At 76.5% G+C, this 18,414-nt stretch carries 11 protein-coding genes; 7 read left to right on the top strand and 4 right to left on the bottom strand.

Going from position 1 to position 18,414, the window contains the following annotated elements:
• Nucleotides 1–83 precede the first annotated feature (83 nt).
• The 7 genes from AB0R04_RS00700 (at nucleotide 84) to AB0R04_RS00730 (ending at nucleotide 14,700) form a co-directional block, all read left to right on the top strand.
• Complete coding sequence (locus tag AB0R04_RS00700) at nucleotides 84–869, top strand: ABC transporter ATP-binding protein (RefSeq protein WP_363366853.1); 786 nt, start codon at nucleotides 84–86, stop codon at nucleotides 867–869.
• A gap of 200 nt (nucleotides 870–1,069) precedes the next feature.
• Complete coding sequence (locus tag AB0R04_RS00705) at nucleotides 1,070–1,918, top strand: DUF4132 domain-containing protein (protein WP_363367323.1); 849 nt, start codon at nucleotides 1,070–1,072, stop codon at nucleotides 1,916–1,918.
• Nucleotides 1,915–7,068 carry a hypothetical protein gene (locus AB0R04_RS00710; RefSeq protein WP_363366855.1) on the top strand — a complete coding sequence of 1,718 codons (5,154 nt, stop codon included), beginning with the start codon at nucleotides 1,915–1,917 and terminating at the stop codon, nucleotides 7,066–7,068. Before AB0R04_RS00705 ends, AB0R04_RS00710 begins: the two co-directional genes overlap by 4 nt.
• A gap of 65 nt (nucleotides 7,069–7,133) precedes the next feature.
• Complete coding sequence (locus AB0R04_RS00715) at nucleotides 7,134–8,279, top strand: AAA family ATPase (RefSeq protein ID WP_363367325.1); 1,146 nt, start codon at nucleotides 7,134–7,136, stop codon at nucleotides 8,277–8,279.
• Nucleotides 8,280–8,283: 4 nt separating this feature from the next.
• Nucleotides 8,284–12,141 (top strand): DUF5682 family protein, encoded by a 3,858-nt coding sequence (locus AB0R04_RS00720; RefSeq protein ID WP_363366857.1) that lies wholly within the window; start codon nucleotides 8,284–8,286, stop codon nucleotides 12,139–12,141.
• Between the two features lie 2 nt (nucleotides 12,142–12,143).
• A complete protein-coding gene (locus AB0R04_RS00725) occupies nucleotides 12,144–14,120 on the top strand; it encodes a hypothetical protein (RefSeq protein WP_363366859.1) in 1,977 nt (658 codons plus the stop codon).
• A gap of 100 nt (nucleotides 14,121–14,220) precedes the next feature.
• Complete coding sequence (locus AB0R04_RS00730; RefSeq protein WP_363366861.1) at nucleotides 14,221–14,700, top strand: MarR family transcriptional regulator; 480 nt, start codon at nucleotides 14,221–14,223, stop codon at nucleotides 14,698–14,700.
• 85 nt (nucleotides 14,701–14,785) lie between these two features.
• On the opposite strand, the gene AB0R04_RS00735 is transcribed toward AB0R04_RS00730, so the two are convergent.
• From AB0R04_RS00735 to AB0R04_RS00750, 4 genes are read right to left on the bottom strand one after another with little or no spacing between them, the layout of a single operon-like run.
• Complete coding sequence (locus AB0R04_RS00735; RefSeq protein ID WP_063349857.1) at nucleotides 14,786–15,361, bottom strand: ATP/GTP-binding protein; 576 nt, start codon at nucleotides 15,359–15,361, stop codon at nucleotides 14,786–14,788.
• Between the two features lie 53 nt (nucleotides 15,362–15,414).
• Entirely contained in the window at nucleotides 15,415–15,795 is a 381-nt protein-coding gene (locus AB0R04_RS00740) for a DUF742 domain-containing protein (RefSeq protein ID WP_063349858.1), read from the bottom strand.
• Nucleotides 15,792–16,223, bottom strand: a complete 432-nt coding sequence (locus tag AB0R04_RS00745) for a roadblock/LC7 domain-containing protein (protein WP_363366865.1) — start codon at nucleotides 16,221–16,223, stop codon at nucleotides 15,792–15,794. Before AB0R04_RS00745 ends, AB0R04_RS00740 begins: the two co-directional genes overlap by 4 nt.
• A complete protein-coding gene (locus AB0R04_RS00750) occupies nucleotides 16,223–18,370 on the bottom strand; it encodes an ATP-binding protein (protein ID WP_363366867.1) in 2,148 nt (715 codons plus the stop codon). The genes AB0R04_RS00745 and AB0R04_RS00750 overlap by 1 nt, the downstream gene beginning before the upstream one ends.
• Nucleotides 18,371–18,414 lie beyond the last annotated feature (44 nt).

Consider the following 18,414-nt stretch of genomic DNA (forward strand, 5'->3'; position numbering starts at 1 on the left):
CGCGCCCCCGTTCGCGCCCGTGCCCGGCCGGCCGGCACCTCGCCCAGTCGGCCCGCAGCCCCCTCCAACCGAAGGAACCCTCGATGGAGTTGACGATCCAGGGCCTCACCGCCGGCTACGGCCCCGGCCGCCCGGTGCTCGCCGGCGTCGACCTCACCGTCCCGGCCGGCCGGGTGGTGGCCGTCGTCGGCCCGAACGGCTGCGGCAAGTCCACCCTGCTGCGGGCCGTCGCCCGGCTGCACCGGCCGGACGGCGGGCGGGTGCTGGTCGGCGGCGAGGACGTCTGGCGGCTGCGGCCGCGCCAGGCCGCGCACCGGGTCGCGCTGCTCCCGCAGAGCCCGCAGGCCCCCGAGGCGGTCACCGTCGCCGGACTCGTCCGCTACGGCCGCCACCCGCACCAGGGGCTCTTCCGCCAGTGGTCGGCCGACGACGAGCGGCTCACCGCGCGGGCGCTGCGCGCCACCGGCGTCGAGGAGCTCGCCGACCGCCGGCTGGACCGTCTCTCCGGCGGCCAGCGGCAGCGCTGCTGGCTCGCCATGGTGCTCGCCCAGGACGCGCCCGTCGTGCTGCTCGACGAACCCACCAGCGCGCTCGACCTCGGGCACGCCGTCGAGGTGCTGGAACTGGTCCGCGAGGTCGCCGCCGGCGGGCGGACGGTCGTCATGGTGCTGCACGACCTCGCGGCGGCGGCCCGCTACGCCGACCTGGTCGTCGCCCTGCGCGACGGCTCGGTGGTGGCCTGCGGCCCGCCCCGCGAGGTGGTCGACGCGCCGCTGGTGCGCGCGTTGTACGACATCGACAGCGACGTGCTCGCCGCCCCCGGCGACGGCGCGCCGGTGATCATCCCCCGGGCGGCGCCGGTGCGTTGACGATTCGTCAGGTATGACCTGGCGGGCGGCGAGAGACGGGTGGCGGGGCAGGCGGCGGGCCGCCTGCCCCGTTCACTCGTTCGACGGGTTTGTGCCCCGGAAGCCGCGCAACGGCCTCCCCGGCCGCCGCTTTGTCAGTGGGCCTCGCTACGTTCCTCACATCGCTGACCGGCAGGTGGGAGGAGACGTCCGTGGCATGGGTGGAAACAGGTGCGGGAGGGTACCGCGTCGCGCTCGACGGGGAGGGCAAGGTGGTCTGCCGCAACGCGGCGGGCCGCGAGCTGAAGTCCCTGCCGTCGAAGCTCGGTGACGATCCGGTGGTCGCCCAGCTCAGGCAGCTCACCGAGTGGCTGGCCGCGCACGAGCGGCGCTGCCAGGAGGACGTCGAGCGGTGGATGGTGCGCTCGCTGCCGGTGCCCGCCGCCGTGCTGACCGCGGTCTGGGCGGACGAGGCCTGGCAGGGCGTCCTGCGCGACCTGGTGGTCACCGGCTCGGACGGCGCCGTCGCCGGCTTCCTGCGCGGCGCGGACGCCGAGCGCGGGCTCGGCCTGGTGGACCTGGACGGCGACACCGTCCGGCTCACCGACGGCGAGATCCTGATACCCCACCCCGTGCTGCTCCCGGACCTCGACGACCTGCGCGAGTTCGCCGTCGAGCTCGGCGTCTCCCAGCGCGTGCCGCAGCTCTACCGGGAGGTCTGGCACCGGCCGGACGAACGGCCGGCCGGCACCGAGGTCACCACCTACGCCGGCGGCCGCTACCGGGAGCTGCGCGAACTGCTCGGGCGCTGCGCCCGGCTCGGCCACCGGGTGCGCGGCGGCTCCGCCGTCCAGCCCGTGGTGGAGGCGGGGCGCACCGTCGAGGCCCGCGTCTGGGTGGGCGACTACTACGAGTACGACGCCTGCGAGACGGGCGCGCTCAGCTGGGCGGGCCCGGACGGCCGGGTGCTGCCGCTCGCCGAGGTCGGCCCGATCGCCTGGTCCGAGGGCATGCGGATGGCCGCCGCACTGTACGCAGGCCGCACCATCGAAGGGGAGGACGCCGCATGACCGCCACCGGACTCGACCAGAGGGCCGTTCAGGACGCCGACCGGACGGCCGCCCAGGACGCCGGGCCGCACGAGCGGCTGCTCGACGCGGGGGCCGTGCTCCCGCCCGGCACCCTGCCCGGCGTCGGCCGCCCCGACAGCGCCGCCGACGTGCTCACCGCCCGCGCCTACACCCACCCCGCGCTCGACGGGCGCCGGATCGTCCGGCTGGTCCCCGGCGCGCTCGGACCGGCCGAGGACCTCGCCGTCGACTTCCTCGGGCTCGTCCCCGACGGCACGCCCGCCGAGGTCGGCCAGGTCCGCCAGGAGGCGCTCGGCTTCCCCGCCTGGGCGCTGGTCCACGACCCGGCCAACGGGCACCACGCGCTCGCCCTGGTCAAGGAGATGGAACGGCTCTCCCGCCAGGCCCGGTCCAAGCCCGGCACCGCCAAGGACGGGTTCGAGGCGCTCGCCGCCCGCCTCGGCCGCGCCGTGCCGCACTTCCTGCCCACCTTCTGCGAGGAGGTCGGCCGGATCTTCCTCGCCCACGGCAACCAGACCTACGCCGCCGGCTACTTCGGCAAGGCCCGCGAGGCCGAGCGCACCTACCGCCTGACGGTCGACGAGGAGCGGCTGCGCGCCGTCTTCCTGGAGTTCGCCCTGGCCGGCGCGCTCACCGTCAAGTCCCTGCGCCAGTACGTCAAGGAGCTCGCCGAGCGGCTCGACGCGCTGACCGCCTGGCAGCGCTTCCGCCAGCTCTGCACCGAGCGCTCCGCCGCCGGCATGGCCCCCTACGCCGGGGTCGCCGAGGACGCCCGCGCACTGATCAAGGCCGCCGGGCTGGACCGCGCCGAGCACGAACAGGCGCTGCTCGCCGAACTGCTGGCCGGCCCGGGCGCCAACCGGGCGCCCGGGGCGTTCTGGAAGTCCTGGCACGGCCCCCTGACCGAACTCGGCCGGCGCGACCCGGCGGTCCGGGCCCGCCTGCTGGAGCTGATGCCCGACCCGGCCGGCACCGACGCCGCCGTGAACGACACCGCCTGGCTCGTCCTGCTCGCCGAGACCGGGGCCGAGCAGCTGCTCACCGGCCCGCGCGCCGAGGGCGCCGAGCCCGCCGCCGCGTGGCTCCAGCGCTGGTGCCACCACCTCGGGCGAGGCTGGCGCTCCCGGCCCAGCTGCGCCGCCACCGTCGCCCTGGCCGGCCGGATGGCCGAGCGGCTGCGGGCCGACGGCGTCCCGGTGGACCTGTACACCGGCGTCCACAGCAGCCAGACCCAACTCGACCTGCTGGACCGGCTGCTCGCCGACGGCGTGCCCGTCGCCGACCCGTCGGCCACCCTCCGGTTCGACCTCAAGGACTGGGTCGACCAGTGCGGCCCCGACAGCGCCGGCCTCGCGGCCGTCGCCGCCGACCCGCGGTTCCGGCCCGTCCTGCGCGCCGCGACCCCGCCCGCCTGGGAGACCGCCGTCAAGCGGCAGGTGCCCGCACTGCCGCTGCTGCGCCGCCTGTTCGAGGAGTGGGCCGAACTCCGGACCGACGAGCTGACCGCCGCCCGCGGCCTGGCCGGCGCCGCCGACCTGGTGAGCTCGCTGAGCCCGTACCGCACCGCCGTGCGGGCCGTCGCCCCGGCCGCCGCCGAGCGGATCGCCGCCCTCGACGTCACCGCCCTGCTCGCCGGGGCGCTCGGCGCCGGCATCCTCGACGAACTCGGCTGGCCGGCCCTGGAAGAGGCCCTGGCCAAGCTCGCCGACCCGGCCGACCCCGCCAAGCCCGTGGACCCTGCGGACCTTGTCGGCCCCGACTCCGCCGGCCCGGACTCCGAGCCGCAGGACACCCCCGGCCTCAACGGCGGGCGCCTCACCGGCCTGATCGTCGAGGACGCCTGGCCGTACCTGATCCTCGCCCGCCACGACCAGGCCGTCGTGGTCGGCCCGCAGGGCGTCCTGCTGGAGCACACCCTGCGCCTGCCCCCGGCGAAGGAGCGCTGGAACCAGCCCCGGCTGCGCTTCGTCGACGGCGAACTCCTCGTCGCCTGGTACCAGGACGGAAAGCAGCACGCCTACTGGTCCAGCCGGCCCGGCGAGGTCGTCGAACTCACCGGCGAGACCATCGCCGGCTACCACTACGGCGACCGGGATCCCGAGCCCCCCTCCCTCCCGCTGCCCGGCGGCGGCCGCACCACCGGCGAACGCCCGCTGCACCCCGGCGACACCCGGATGCCCGCCGAACACCGCGTCCTCGGCGACGGCACCGGCCACTGGACAGTGCGCTACGGCCAGGACGGCGCCGTCCTGCGCGAACTCGACCCGCACACCGGCGCCCTCGGCCGCGCCGCCGAACCACCGGTGATCGCCGCCACCGCGGCCGCCGGCCGACTGACCCTCACGCGCACCCGACTGCTGCCGCTCCAGCCCGGCCTGGAGCAGACGCCGCTCGGCACCGACGGCACCGTGCTCGGCAGCTGGGTCCGGGTCGACCTCGGCCGCGCCGTCACCACCACCACCGCCGACGGGCAGGTCATCGTCCTGCCGATCACCGACGGCCACCCGGACCACGTCCCGGTCGGCCGCCTCACCCTCCCCGGCCAGGCGCAACCGGTCGTCACCGAGGCGCAGCGCGACGGCCTCGCCCTCACCCTGCCCGACCTGGCCGCCGAGACCGACCGCACCATCGACCTGCGCCCCTGCCGCCCGGGGGACTTCGCCGCCGCCGGCACCGCGCTCGTCCCCCCGCTCGACCACTGGCACGCCCTGCGGCCCCGCGACGAGGCGGGCTCACGCGTCCTGCGGGCCGTCGACACCGAGCAGGCGGCCCGCCTGATCGACGCCGCCTGGCCGACCGACAGCCGGCCCGTGCCCGAGGACGAGCAGCGCTGGATCACCGCCCAGGGCGTCCGGCGCCCGCTGGCCCAGTCCGGTGGCGCCCGCCGCGCCCTGCCCGTTCAGGCGGTCGGCAATGTCCTGCCCGGCATCAGCCACCCGCTGCTGCTCGCCGGGGTCGCCGGGCTCGCCCGCACCGCCGCCGACCTGCTCGACCGGATCGCCCGGTTCGTCCCGCAGCCGGAGGCCGAGAAGCCGTCCAAGGCCGAGGCCGCCGAGTACCGGCCCGAGCACGGCCGCGACCACGAACTGCGCGAGGCCGTCACCACCCTCCTGCCCGACGTCGCCTGCTTCGGCCCCAACTGGGGCGGCGGAGACCGGTGGCGGGTGCTCAACAACCTGCGCGCCGTCACCGCCGTCCTGGCCGACCCGCCGCCCGCCACCGGCGAGGGCTGGAGCACCCCGGCCACCGTCACCCTGCAATACGGCGAAACCCACCACGGCTGGCTGCACCTGCTCGGCCGTCTCGACACCCTCGCCTACGCGGTGGCCGCCCCGCTCACCGAACCGGCCCACCGCTCCAGCCTCCTGCTGCTCCTCGGCGAACTGACCGAGGGAGTGCTCGCCGACCGCGGCGCCACCCTGCGCGAGATCGTCCTCGGCGAACCCGCCGACCGCGCCAACCGCCACCAGCCCGCCGTCCCCCGCGAGGGGCAGGTGCTGCGCCACGGCGACCGCACCGTCGTCATCCTCGGCCACCGCCGGCACCACGAGGGCACCGAGCAGTGGTACGCCGTCGACCACGACCCGAGCGGCGCGTTCGGGCCCGTCGCCCACTTCACCACCGTCAAGGAACGCGGCACCGAGGAGCGGGTCGGCGCCGCCTGGATCGCCGCGTTCCGGCAGGCGGTCGCGCTGCACGGCGGCGCCCCCTGGCAGCTCGACCGCGCCACCGCCTTCGGCGGGCTCACCGGGATCGGCGCCGCCCGCGCCGCCCTGCTGCTCAGCCCGCCGCCCGGGCTCTTCCAGTGGCACAGCGCCGTGCTGCCCGCCGACCGGCTCGCCGAGTACGGCCTCAAGTCCACCGAGGCCAAGGCCGCCCGGGACTGGCTGCGCGGCCGCGACCGGGCCGCCCTCGCCGACGTCTGGGGCGCCCTGCTGCCCGCCGACCCGAAGACCCTCTGGACGGAGGGCCCCGACCTCGACGCCGGCGCCGCCGCCTGGATCCGGCACTTCGGCCGGCTCGTCACCCTCCCCGAGGCCGCCCAGGCCACCGTCAAGGGCGCGCAGATCGAACACATCGAGGCGGTGCTCAACCCCGCACAGACCCCCTGGCTGACCGGCACCACGGCCTTCCGGCTCAGCGACGAAGGCGGCTCCACCCCCCAGCTGCTCGCCGAGGACCAGAGCGCCGCACCCGCCTCCGGCGACCTCGGCCGCGCCGTCGACGCCCTGCGCTGGCTCGCCTACCACCTGCCCGCCGACAGCCCGCTGCGCCCGCTGCTGCCCGTGGCCGCCGCCGCGCTGCGAAGCCGCCTCGCCGACCCCGACCTGCTGCTCGACTTCCACCTCGTCCACACCACCAAGGGCGCCTCGATGTCGGCCGTCCTGCGCACCCACTTCGGCCTGCCGGCCGCGGGCGGAGCCGACCCGAACGGACTGGTCGACTGCGGCCCGGCCCTCGTCCTGACGCCCTACCACGACGAGTACGAGCGGGTCTGGCTGCGCCCGGCCGGGCTCACCGGCCCCGACGACCCGGTGCTCGAACTGCTCGCCGGGCTGGGCGCCAGCTACTGGCTGGAAACCGAGCGGGGCGCCATCGAGGCCGTCCTGCGCGGCGAAGTGGAGCGCCTGGCAGCCGCCGCCACCGAGGCGGTGGTGGCCGCCGACGGCCAGGCCTGGCTACAGCACCCGCAGCTCACCGTCCCCGACCTGGTCGCCGAGGCGGCCCGGGCCCACGGCCTCGGCGAGGACGCCGCAGTGCTCTACCTCCAACTGCTGGCCCTGCCCGACCCCACCGACCGCAACGTCGCCCGCTGGACGGGCTGGAAGCCGGCCAGGCTCAAGCGCGCCCGCGTCGAACTCGCCGCCACCGACCTGGTGCTGGAGGCCAAGCGGGCCCGGGCCGGCCGCGCCCTCTTCCTGCCCGGCGGCTGGCAGGAGGCCAAGGCCCCTGCCCTGCCCGCCGAGACCTGGAAGGCAGCCCTCTACGAACTGCCCACCCACCACGCCGCGCTGCCCCACCTGCCCGTCCCGGAGCTGTTCGCCCGGGCCTGGCAGCGGACCCTCGACGGCGACGCCCCCGGCTACGAAGAGCTCCAGACCAGCAAGCGCAGGAAGGCCCGCCGATGAGCACCACGCCGATGAGCGCCACGCCGACGAACAGCACACCGACGGGCAGCACACCGACGGGCAACATGAAGGCGAGCGCCGACACCGCCTCCGCGAGCCGGCAGATCATCCCGCCCGAGGAGAAGCACGCCGCCGAACTGGAGTTCCTGGCCGCGTACGACAGCGGCCCGCGCCCGCCCGGCTGGCGGCTCACCCCGCGCGCCGTCGTCACCTTCGTCATGGGCAGCGACGGCGAGAAGCTCAAGGCCGGCCGCCGCGCCCTCGCCATCGAGCAGAAGTTCGTCGGCGAGCGCGCCCTCGTCGAACGCTGCGTCGTCACCCTCGCCGGGGAGCGCGGCCTGCTGCTCGTCGGCGAGCCCGGCACCGCCAAGTCCATGCTCTCCGAACTGCTCGCCACCGCCGTCTGCGGCACCAGCGCGCTCACCGTCCAGGGCACCGCCGGCACCACCGAGGACCAGCTCAAGTACGGCTGGAACTACGCCCTCCTGCTCGCCAAGGGGCCCAGCCGGGATGCCCTGGTGCCCTCCCCGGTGCTCACCGCGATGACCACCGGGGCGGTGGCCCGCGTCGAGGAGGTGACCCGCTGCCTGCCCGAGGTGCAGGACGCGCTGGTCTCCCTGCTCTCCGAACGGCGGGTCTCCGTCCCCGAGTTGGCCGGCACCCCGGACGGACAGCTGCACGCTGCCGCCGGCTTCACCCTGATCGCCACCGCCAACCTGAGGGACAAGGGCGTCAGCGAGATGTCGGCGGCGCTCAAGCGGCGGTTCAACTTCGAGACGGTCGGCCCGATCGCCAGCCTCGCCGCCGAGGTCGAGCTCGTCCGCCGGCAGTCGACCGTCGCCGTCGCCCGCGCCGGAGCCCCCTACGCGGTGGACGACGCCGTCCTGGAGGCCCTCGTCACCGCCTTCCGTGACCTGCGCACCGGCCGCTCCACCGAAGGCTGGGACGTCGAGCGCCCGTCCACCGTGATGAGCACGGCAGAAGCCGTCTCGGTCGCCACCGCGCTCGGGGTCACCGCCGCCTACCTGCCCGACGGCGGCGACCTGCTCGGCCGCCTCCCCGGCCAACTCATCGGTGTCGTCCGCAAGGACGACCCGGCCGACGCGGCCCGGCTGCTCGGCTACTGGGACGGGCCGGTCCGCCGGCGCGCCGAACAGGGCGCCGGCACCTGGCGCACCCTGTGGGACCTCCGCTCGGCCTTGGAGGCATGAGGCGATGACCAGCACGGTGACGCCCGCCCCGGCCGGCCCTGACCACCAGGCCGGCCGCGACCACCAGGACGGCCCCGTCCGTCCGCTCGGCCCCGACCACCTGGACGGCCTGGACGACCCGCGCCCGGCCGTCCGGGCCGAGGCCGAGCGGCTGGCCGCCTCCGGCGCCGGCCGGCCCGGGCCCTACCTGATCGGCGTGCGGCACCACGCGCCGTCGCTCAGCGCGGTCCTCCCCGCGCTGCTCGACGCCGTCAAGCCCGAGGTGGTGCTGGTCGAACTCCCCGCCGAGTTCCAGCCCTGGCTCGGCTGGCTGGCGGACGAGGACACCCAGGCCCCCGTCGCCCTCGCGGCCGCCCCGGCCGACCGCGAGGGCGGCCGGGGCCCCGCCGCCGACTCCGGCCCCGGCCGGCTCGCCTTCTACCCGTTCGCCGACTTCTCCCCGGAGCTGGTCGCCCTGCGCTGGGCCCGGCGCAACGGCGTCGAGACACTCGCCTGCGACCTCCCGCTCGCCCACCGCACCACGCCCCACGAGGAACAACAGCCCGTCGCTGGTACCCCAGGCGCCCCCGGTGTCGCCGACGCGCTGCGCCACCGCCTCACCGGGCGCGACTCCGACGACGACCTGTGGGACCGCCTCGTCGAGACCGCAGCCCCCGGCTCCACCCCCGACGCCGTCCGGCGCGCCGCCCTGCTGGTCGGCTGGGCGCTGCGCCGCGACGCCGAGACCGGCCCCGGCGTCGACCCGTACGACCTGCGGCGCGAAGCCTGGATGCGTGCCCGGATCCGGGCCGCGGCGGCCGACGGGCGCCGGGTCGCCGCCGTCGTCGGCGCCTTCCACGCGCCCGCCCTGCTCGACGGGCCCGCCGCCACCGAGGAACCGCCGCACCCGGACCACCTCGGGCACGCCCTCTCCCTGATCCCCTACACCTACCCGCTGCTCGACGCCCGCTCCGGCTATCCGGCGGGCATCCGCGATCCCGAGTGGCAGCACACCGTCCTCGACGCCGGCGGCGACCCCGACCGCCTCACCCGGGCCCTCACCACCACCGCCGTCCGGATCTGCGAAGCACTGCGCAGCCAGGACCACCCCTCCGGCCCGGCCGACGCCCGCGAGATCGTCCGCCTCGCCGGAGACCTCGCCCGCCTGCGCGGCCACGCCGCCCCCGGCCGCGGCGAACTCGTCGAAGCCGTCCAGACCGTCCTCGCCCAAGGCGAACCCCTCGGCCGCGGCCGGGCCGTCGCCCGCGCCCTCGAACGCGTCCTGGTCGGCACCCGAACCGGCCGCGCCACCCCCGCGGCCCCGCGCAGCGGGCTCGCCCCCGCCGTCGAAACCGTCCTCGCCGACCTCGGCCTCCCCGGCCCCGCCGACCCCGAGCCCCGCGAACTCCGCCTCGATCCGCTGCGCACCCCCCTCGACCGCCGCCGCGAGATCCTCCTCCACCGCCTCACCGCCTGCGGGGTCCCCTACGCCGACCCCGTCACCACCACCGGCGCGGGCGGCACCGAAGCCATCGGCACGCGCTGGCGCCTCCACTGGACCCCGGCCACTGCCGCCATGCTCACCGTCGCGGGCGCCCGAGGCGTCACCCCCGCGCAGGCCGCCGAAGGCACCCTGCGCGAACGCCTCCGCCGCGAACAGCAGGCCGACGGCCCCACCGCCCGCGAGGTCCTCCAAGGCCTCACCGACGCGGCCGCCTGCGGCCTCCCGGCCCTCGCCGACACCCGCCTCACCCAACTCGCCACCGTCCTCCCGTCCTCCGGCACCCTCCCCGAACTCCTCGACGCCCTGGCCCTCCTCGACCGCCTCGCCGCCGGCCACCTCCCGGGCTACCCCCCACCCGACACCCCCGACACCCCCGACACCCCCGACACCCCCGACACCCCAGGGGCTCCCGGGGCTCCCGCGCCGTCGCCCGACCTGGGCGCCGCCCCCGGCGGGTCCGCCGAGCCCGGCCGGCAGGAGCCGGCGCACCTCGCCGCGTTCCCCGACGGCTCCGCGCCGTTGCCCGGTGCGGGCGGGGCGTCGGCCGGGCCGGCGGGGCGGTTGGGGGCGGTGGGGCGGTTGGGGGCGGTGGGCGAGGTGTTGACCGTGGCGGCCGTGCGGCAGTTGGAGGGGTTGGGCGGGTCGGACGATCCGGCGGATGCGCGGGCGCTGGTGGAGCTGGCGCGGCGGGCGGATCTGGACGGCGGGTTGCGGCTGGGGCACGTGCTGGCCGAACTCGCGGACCGGGGGAGTCCGTTGGTGCGAGGCGCAGCCGGTGCGGTGCGGGTGCTACTGGGGCGGGAGCGGGCGGAGACGCTGGGCGGGCGGGCGGCTTCGTGGGTGGACGGGGCGACCGGCCCGGAGGCCCGGCACGCGCTCGGGCGGGGGCTGGTCGGCCTGCTGACGGCGGCGGAGGGGCTGTTCGCCACCGCGCCGGAGGCACTGGAGCCCGTGCTGGAGCGGATCACCTCGCTGCCCGACGCCGCCTTCCTGGACCGGCTGCCGGCGTTGCGCGGGGGCTTCGACACGCTCAGCCCGGCCGCCCGGGACCGGTTGCTGGTCCTGGTCGAGGAACGCCTGGGCACCCGGCTCGCGGGCCTGCCCGAGGAGGTCCCGTCGGCGGTGGTGGCCGGCTGGGTCCGCGCGGATCTGGCCGCCCGCGCGGCGCTGGCCCGGCGCGGCCTGCTGCCGGCGCCCGGGGGCGATCCGGCGCCCGAGCCACCGCACCACGTCGAGCCGCTCCCTTCCGTACCCGTCGCCACGCGGCACGCCCTCGCCCCGGCCGAGCGCTGGCGGCTGCTCCTCGGCCGCCCCGGCAGCGGTGGCCTGAGCGGGCGTTGCGCCCGACTCGCCACCGCCCTGGACGAGTTGTACGGCAGCGGGCGAGGCGAGGGCTCCGGCCCGGGCCTGGACGGGCGGTCCGGGCGGGGCGGCCGCGAGGCGCCCTTCCCGGGGGTGCGGGAGTGGGCCGAGGAACTGTCGGCGCTGTTCGGGCCGGGCGTCCGGGAGGAGGTGCTGGCGGCCGCCGTGGCGCAGGGCCGGACGGACGTCCTGGAGGCGATCGAGCCGGGTGCCGTCCGCCCGTCGGTCGACTTGCTGCGCACGGTGTTGGAGCATGCGGGCGGCCTGCCGGAGGCGAGGGTGGCGCGGCTGCGTCCGCTGGTGCGGCGTCTGGTGGACGAGTTGACGCGCGCGTTGGCGACCAGGCTGCGTCCGGCGCTGACCGGGATCAGCGTGCCGCGGCCGACGCGTCGGCCGGGTGGCGGACTGGACCTGGACCGGACCATTCGCGCCAATCTCGCCACGGCCCGCCCGTCGGGGGACGGCGGCACACTCATCGTGCCCGAGCGTCCGGTGTTCCGGACCAGGGCCCGGCAGGCGGCCGACTGGCGGCTGATCCTGGTCGTGGACGTCTCCGGGTCGATGGAGGCGTCGACGGTCTGGGCGGCGCTGACGGCGTCGATCCTGGCCGGGGTGCCTTCGCTGAGCACCCACTTCGTGGCGTTCTCCACCGAGATCGTCGACCTGACCGAGCGGGTGGAGGATCCGCTGAGTGTGCTGCTGGAGGTGCGGATCGGTGGTGGCACCAGCATCGCGGGCGGGCTGCGGTACGCGCGGAAGCTGGTGACGGTGCCGTCCCGGACGCTGGTCGTGGTGGTCAGCGACTTCGAGGAGGGCGGCCCGGTGGGCGGGCTGCTGGCCCAGACCCGGGCACTGGTGGATTCCGGTGTGCACCTGCTCGGCTGCGCCGCGCTGGACGACACGGGGACGGCCCGCTATTCGAAGGCGGTCGCGGGCCAGTTGGTCGCGGCCGGTATGCCCGTGGCGGCGTTGAGTCCGCTGGAACTGGCCCGCTGGGTGGGGGAGAAGGTGCGATGAGCGTGGCGGAGCGGACGAGCGGCTGGCCGACGGTCCGGCCGGAGGTGGTCGCGGAGGTGGTGGCCGGGTTGAGCGCCCGGTTGCAGAAGCGGCTGGACGGCGCGGCGGCGAAGCTGGCGGAGCGGCCGGTGACCCGTTGCGGTGACGAGTGGCGGGTGGAGGTGGACGAGGAGACGGCGCTCGTGCTGCACGCCCCGGGCGCGGTGGTCGCGGATGCGGCCGACGTCCGCTGCGGCTGCCTGTTGGCCCCGGCCTGCGTGCACCGGGCCGCTGCGGTCACGCTCTGCCCGTTGGCCGAGCTGGCGGAGGAGCCCGAGGAGGCCGCGCCGACCGAGGCGGCCCCAGCGCCCTCGGAGGAGCCGCAGGAGCGACGGGAGCCACGGGAGTCACAGAAGCCACAGGAGGCGCAGCCCGAGGCCGGGCCCGGCCCGGTGGAGGTGGCGGCGGCCCGCCACCTCCACCGGGCCGGGTGCGCCGTGCTGGCCGCCGGGGTGAGCGGCGCGGGGGCGGTCGTGCAGGCCGAGTTGCTGCGGGCGGCCCACCGGGCGCGGCTGGCGGGGTTGTACCGCCCGGCGGCTGCGGCGGTCGTGGTGGTGACGAGGGTGCGCGCGGCCCGGTCCGGGGCGCCGGAGCACCGGCTGGCGGACCTGGTGGCCGGTCTGCGCGAGCTGCTGGACCTCACCACCGCCCTGAGCACCGGCTCCGGCCCGGTCGCCGAGCTGCGCGGCACCGCCCGCCAGGCGTACGGCGAGGAGGGCGGCTTGCGGCTGTACGGGCTGTTCACCGAGCCGGTGCTGACGGCTACGCATGCGGGGGTGGTGAGTTGGGCGGTGGACGCCGGGGGCCGGCTCAGCACGGTGGCCGAGGTGATGCCGCACGGTGACGCGGCGGCCGCCGCCCCGCAGGCGGTCGGGGCGGGCAACCGGACGGTCCGGCTGGGGGAGGCCCCGCTCAGCCACCGGGAGTTCAGCCGTGCCGGGCTGGCCGTCCAGGGCGCCACCCGGTCCGCCGCCGGGCGGCTGGGCGCGGGTGCTTCCGTCCGGGCGGTCCGGGCGGCGGGCACGGCGTGGACGGCGGAGCCGGTGGCCGCACTCTGGGCCGAACCGGTGGCCGCCCAGGTGGCGCGGGCGCTCGCGGCGGAGTCGCTGCCGTACGAGGGCCGCCCGGCCGGGAGCGACCTGCTGTTCCTGGACGTGACTCTGCTGGGCCCGGCTCCGGTCGGCCCGGGCGGGGCGCCGAGGCTGCTGGCTCGCTGCGAGGGCGGTGCCGACGGTGCCGATGGCGCCGACGGCGGCTTGGTGGTCGGTCTGTGTACGGGGCACGAGCACCCGGGGCTGGCCTTCCGGGCGAACCTCGCACTGCTCGCCACCGCGCCCGGCCTGCGGCTGCGGGTGATCGGCCGTCTGGAGCGATCGGACCGTCCGGAGCTTCGCCTGCTCGCGATCGGCACACCCCCGGAGCCCTCGACGGCCCCCGAGGTCCCCGGCCTTCCCTCGCTCGCCGTCCCCGCGGACCGGGCCGACCGGGTCAATCTCGGCCTCGAACGCCTCCAGACCGCCGACCTGCGGACCACCGACCTCCAGACCGCCACCCCCACCGATGCCGTGCCCGGCTTCCCGGTCGGTCTCCCGAGCGAGGCCCCGTACGGTCCGCCCGTCCACGTGCTCGGCCGCCGGGTCGAGCAGGCGGTCACCACCGGGCGCCATGCCCTGGCCCCGAGCGCGGCCACGGCGGCCGCCGACGGGAGCCTGCTGCGCGCCGCCGGGCTGGTGACGGCCGCCGAGCTCCTGGACGCCCTGCGGGCTGCCGCGGCCGACCGGCGCCGCGACGTGTTCGGCCGGGTCGTCCCGGACGACCACGACGCCTTCGCCGGGTCCTGGCTGGCGGCCGCCGGCTACACGGAGGAGCTGGCCGCCGCGCTCTGCGCCGCCGCCTGGGCCGGGGAGCCCGCCATGGACCGGCATCGAGGGGAGGTATAAGGAAAAGTATTTGCATAGACAGCTAATCTGCGTCGGCTGGCATACTTGTCCCAGGGAAGACGTCACGAGACGTGCAGGGAAGTGGAAGGGAAGGCGAGCGATGGGTATCCGCGACGACGCGGCCGAGGTCCGGGCCCGTGGCTGGCGGACTCTCGCCGCGCTGCACGGGCTGATCGACGCGGCGCTGGAGAAGGCGCTGCAGGCGGAGCACCGGCTCTCGGTGGTCGAGTACACGGTGCTGGACGCCCTGTCGCGGCAGGACGGGTGGCACATGCGGATGCAGCAGCTGGCCCGCGCCGCGGCGCTGAGCAGCAGCGCGACGACCCGCCTGGTGACCAGGCTGGAGGACCGTGGGCTGCTCAGCCGCTACCTCTGCGCCGACGACCGGCGCGGGATCTACACCGAGCTGACGCCGGAGGGCCGCACCCTGCTGACGGCCGCCCGCCCGGTGCACGACGCCACCCTGGAGGGGACCCTGGCGCAGGCCGCCGAGGTGCCGGAGCTGGCGCCGCTGGTCCACGCCCTCTCCGGACTCGACGACCCGGCCGGGCTCACCGCCCGCACCCCGACCAACGCCTGAACCTCGGCCAACGCCTGAACCCCAACCCCGACCTCGACATCAAGTCCGGCGCCGGCCCCCCCCGCGGCCCGCACGGCCCGGACGCTCAACGCCGCCCGGCGGACAGGGCGTTGCGGTGCACCTGGTCGAGCAGGGCGAGCAGCAGCTCCTTGCTGGACGCCCGCTCCCGCACGTCGCAGAGCACGATCGGGACCTCGGGGCCGAGGTCGAGGGCGCGCCGGACGTCCTCGGGGCTGGCGTCGCGGCGGCCGTGGAAGCAGTTGACGCCGATCGCGAACGGGATGCCGCGCTGCTCGAAGAAGTCCACGGCGGCGAAGCTGGATTCGAGCCGCCGGGTGTCGGCGAGGACGATCGCCCCGAGGGCGCCGAGCGCGAGGTCGTCCCACATGAACCAGAACCGGAACTGGCCGGGTGTGCCGAACAGGTAGAGCACCAGGTCCTCGCGGACGGTGATCCGCCCGAAGTCCATCGCCACGGTGGTGGTGGACTTGCCCTGGACGCCGTCGAGGCTGTCGACCCCGATGCTGGCGCGGGTCATCCGCTCCTCGGTCTGCAGCGGTTCGATCTCGCTGACCGAGCCGACCATGGTGGTCTTGCCGACGCCGAAGCCGCCGGCGACGAGGATCTTGACCGCGCCCGGCACCAGGCTCTGGGTCGTCAATTCGGGTCTCCTGGAGTGGGACTGAGAGGTGCGGGGCGGTCGGGTCCGCCGGGTCAGAGTCGGCGGACGCCCTCGATCACGGCCTGGATCAGCGAGATGTCCGGCGCCTCGGCGAGCTGGACCGGGGCGCGGGTGAGGATCAGCCGGGCCTCGGCGAGGTCGTCGAGCAGCACCTTGACGACGCTGACGGGCAGGTCGAGGGTGGCCGCGATCTCGGCCACGGCCAGCGGGCGTTCGCGGCACAGGTCGAGGATCGCGGCCGGTTCGGGCGTGAGCCGGCTGGTGTCGGTGCGCGGGTCGGAGGTGACCACCAGGGTGATCAGCGCGAATCCGTCACGGACCGGGCCGGTGCGCCCGTTGGTGATCGCGTAGGGGCGGACCAGATGGCCTGCGTCCTTGTCGTAGAACCAGGCCTCCTCGGCGTCGGCGGTCACGCACCGCCACCCGCGCCGGCCTGGCCTGCGTCGCTGCGCGGTGCCGCGGTGAGGTACTGGCCGACCTGCTTGACCAGCATGTTGATCTCGTAGGCCATCAGCCCGGCGTCCACCTGCTCGCTGGTGAGGACGGCGAGCCGGGCGCCCTGCCCGGCGGTGGTGACGAACAGGAACAGCTGGTCCATCTCGACCACGGTCTGCCGGACCCGGCCGCCGTTGAAGCGGTGGCCGGCGCCGCGGGCGAGGCTCTGCAGACCGGAGGCGACGGCGGAGAGGTGTTCGGCGTCGGCCCGGTCGAGGCCCTGGGACATGCCGACCAGCAGGCCGTCCTCGGAGAGGACGATGGCGTGCCGGGTCTCGGGTACCCGCGCCACCAGCTGGTCCAGCAGCCAGTTGAGGTCGCGCGGGGTGTCGTTGTGCTGCGTCATCACTGCTGTTCCTTGGCTTCCTGAACGGCGGAGGCCTCCCAGGCGGCGGAAGGTGCGGCCGGGAGGTGGGGCGCGGCGGGCGCCTGGGGGGCGGTGGAGGTGGTCGGCGCGTCGGGGTCGGCCGCGCGGGCGGTCCGGGTGCCGCGCTGGATGGCGGCCATGGTGGTGCGGGAGCGCTGTGGCGACGGGTCGTCGGCCCTGGCGGCCCGGGTTCCTCCGGTGGCCCCGGTTTGTCCGGTGGCCCCGGCGGCTCCGTGCCAGGGCCCGGCCTGGGGCGGCGGGCCGACTACGGGGGGCAGCATGGCGCCGGGAGCGTGGGCCTCGCGGAGTTGCTCGGCGAGGCTGGCGTTGCGGACCCGCTGCGGCAGGACCCGCGGGGTGCGCAGTTCGCCGTCCGGGCCGTGGTCCGAGTGCTCCTCCTGGGCGTGTCCGTGGGCGGGCGCAGGAGGCTCGGCGGTGGCACCGTCGAAGGGCCCGGTCGTGGGCCCGGCCGGCACGTCCGCAGCACGGCCGTCGGCCGGCGGCCCACCGGGCGGGATGTCGGACGGGACCTCGTACGGGCGCGGGAAGACGGGCCGGGGGACGACCACGGCCCCGGGCAGACCGGGTATCTCGGCGCCGACCGGCAGACCGCCGTTGGCCGGGCCGGGGGCGGCTCCCTCGGCCGGGCCGTCGTCCAGGGGGTACTGGGCAAGCAGTTCGCCGATGATCACACCGCTGCCACCCACCCCGGGAACACCAGGTCCCCCGGGAACACCGGGCCCCCCGGGAACACCAGGCACCACCAGGCCACTGGCCACACCACCAGCCCCGGGCCCGCCGGGCGCACCCGGCTCGGCCCCGGGCGTCGGAGCGCCCGGCCCGGTGCCGATCAGCCCGCCGAGCACTCCGGCGAGCGCGCCGGTCAGCCCCCCGTCCGGACCGCCGGGGTCGTTGCCGCCCGCCGCCCGCACGGGCTCGGGGACGGGGGTCCGGGTGACCCGCGCGCCGGACGGCAGCCCGGCCATGGCGGCCGGCTGGTCGGCCTGCTCCAGCAGCACCGACGGCACCAGCACCACGGCCCTGGTGCCGCCGTAGGGCGAGGGCCGCAGGGTGACCTGGATGTCGTGCCGGGCGGCCAGCCGTGCGACGACGAACAGGCCGAGGCGCAGGTCGTCGCCGAGGGCGGAGACGTCCAGCTCGGGCGGGTTGGCCAGGTAGTCGTTGAGCCGCTCGTACTCGTCCTCGCCCATGCCGAGGCCGCGGTCCTCGACCTCGACCGCCAGGCCCTTGGGGACTTCCTGCGCGGAGACCTGCACCTGGGTGTACGGCGGGGAGAAGGTGGTGCCGTTCTCGATGAGTTCGGCGATCAGGTGGATGACGTCGGCGACGGCCTGTCCGCTGAGTGAGGCGCGCGGCACGCCCTGGACGACGACGCGGGCGTAGTTCTCGGTCTCGGAGACGGCGCTGCGCAGCACGTTGACCATGGGCACGGCGTTGCGCCAGCGCCGGGCGGGCAGGGCGCCGCCGAGGATGACGAGGTTCTCGGCGTTGCGCCGCATCCGGGTGGCGAGGTGGTCGACCGCGAACAGTTCGCGCAGCAGCTCGGGTTCCTCGTGCTCGCGCTCCAGGGCGTCGAGCATGCTGATCTGTCGGTGGATCAGGATCTGGGTGCGGCGGGCGATGTTGAGGAAGACCTTCTTCGTCCCCTCGCGGCCCTGGGCCTGGTGGATGATGGCGGCGACGGCGGCCTGGCGGACGGCGGCGAGGCCGTCGGAGGTCTGCTGGACCTCGTCGCCGGTCCGGCGGGACGGCGACCAGGCGGGCGGTGTGGGTACGGGCTCCCCGGCGCGCAGCCGTCCGACGACCTCGGGGATCTCGTCCTGGGCGAGCGCGAGGGTGTCGGTGCGCAGTGCGCCGAGGCGGGCGGACAGGGCCCGCGCGGTCCGGATGCCGTGGGCCAGGCTGATCAGCAGGACCAGGGCGACGGCGGCGCTTCCGGCGGTCAGGGCGGTGCGGTGTTCGGTGCCGCGCAGCAGGTAGGCGGCGTAGCCCCAGGCGGCGGCGAGGCCCAGGCTGGGCACCAGGACGAGGGCGAGGAGCGAGCTGCGGAGCGAGCCGGACCGGCCGGCGCGGTGGGCCGTGCGGGGGGCCGATATGCCTGGCATCTGATTCCTTGTTGCAGGGCCGAGTCGCTGGGCCGAACGGCGGG

This window comes from Kitasatospora sp. NPDC056731 (assembly GCF_040687675.1).
Taxonomy (GTDB): domain Bacteria; phylum Actinomycetota; class Actinomycetes; order Streptomycetales; family Streptomycetaceae; genus Kitasatospora.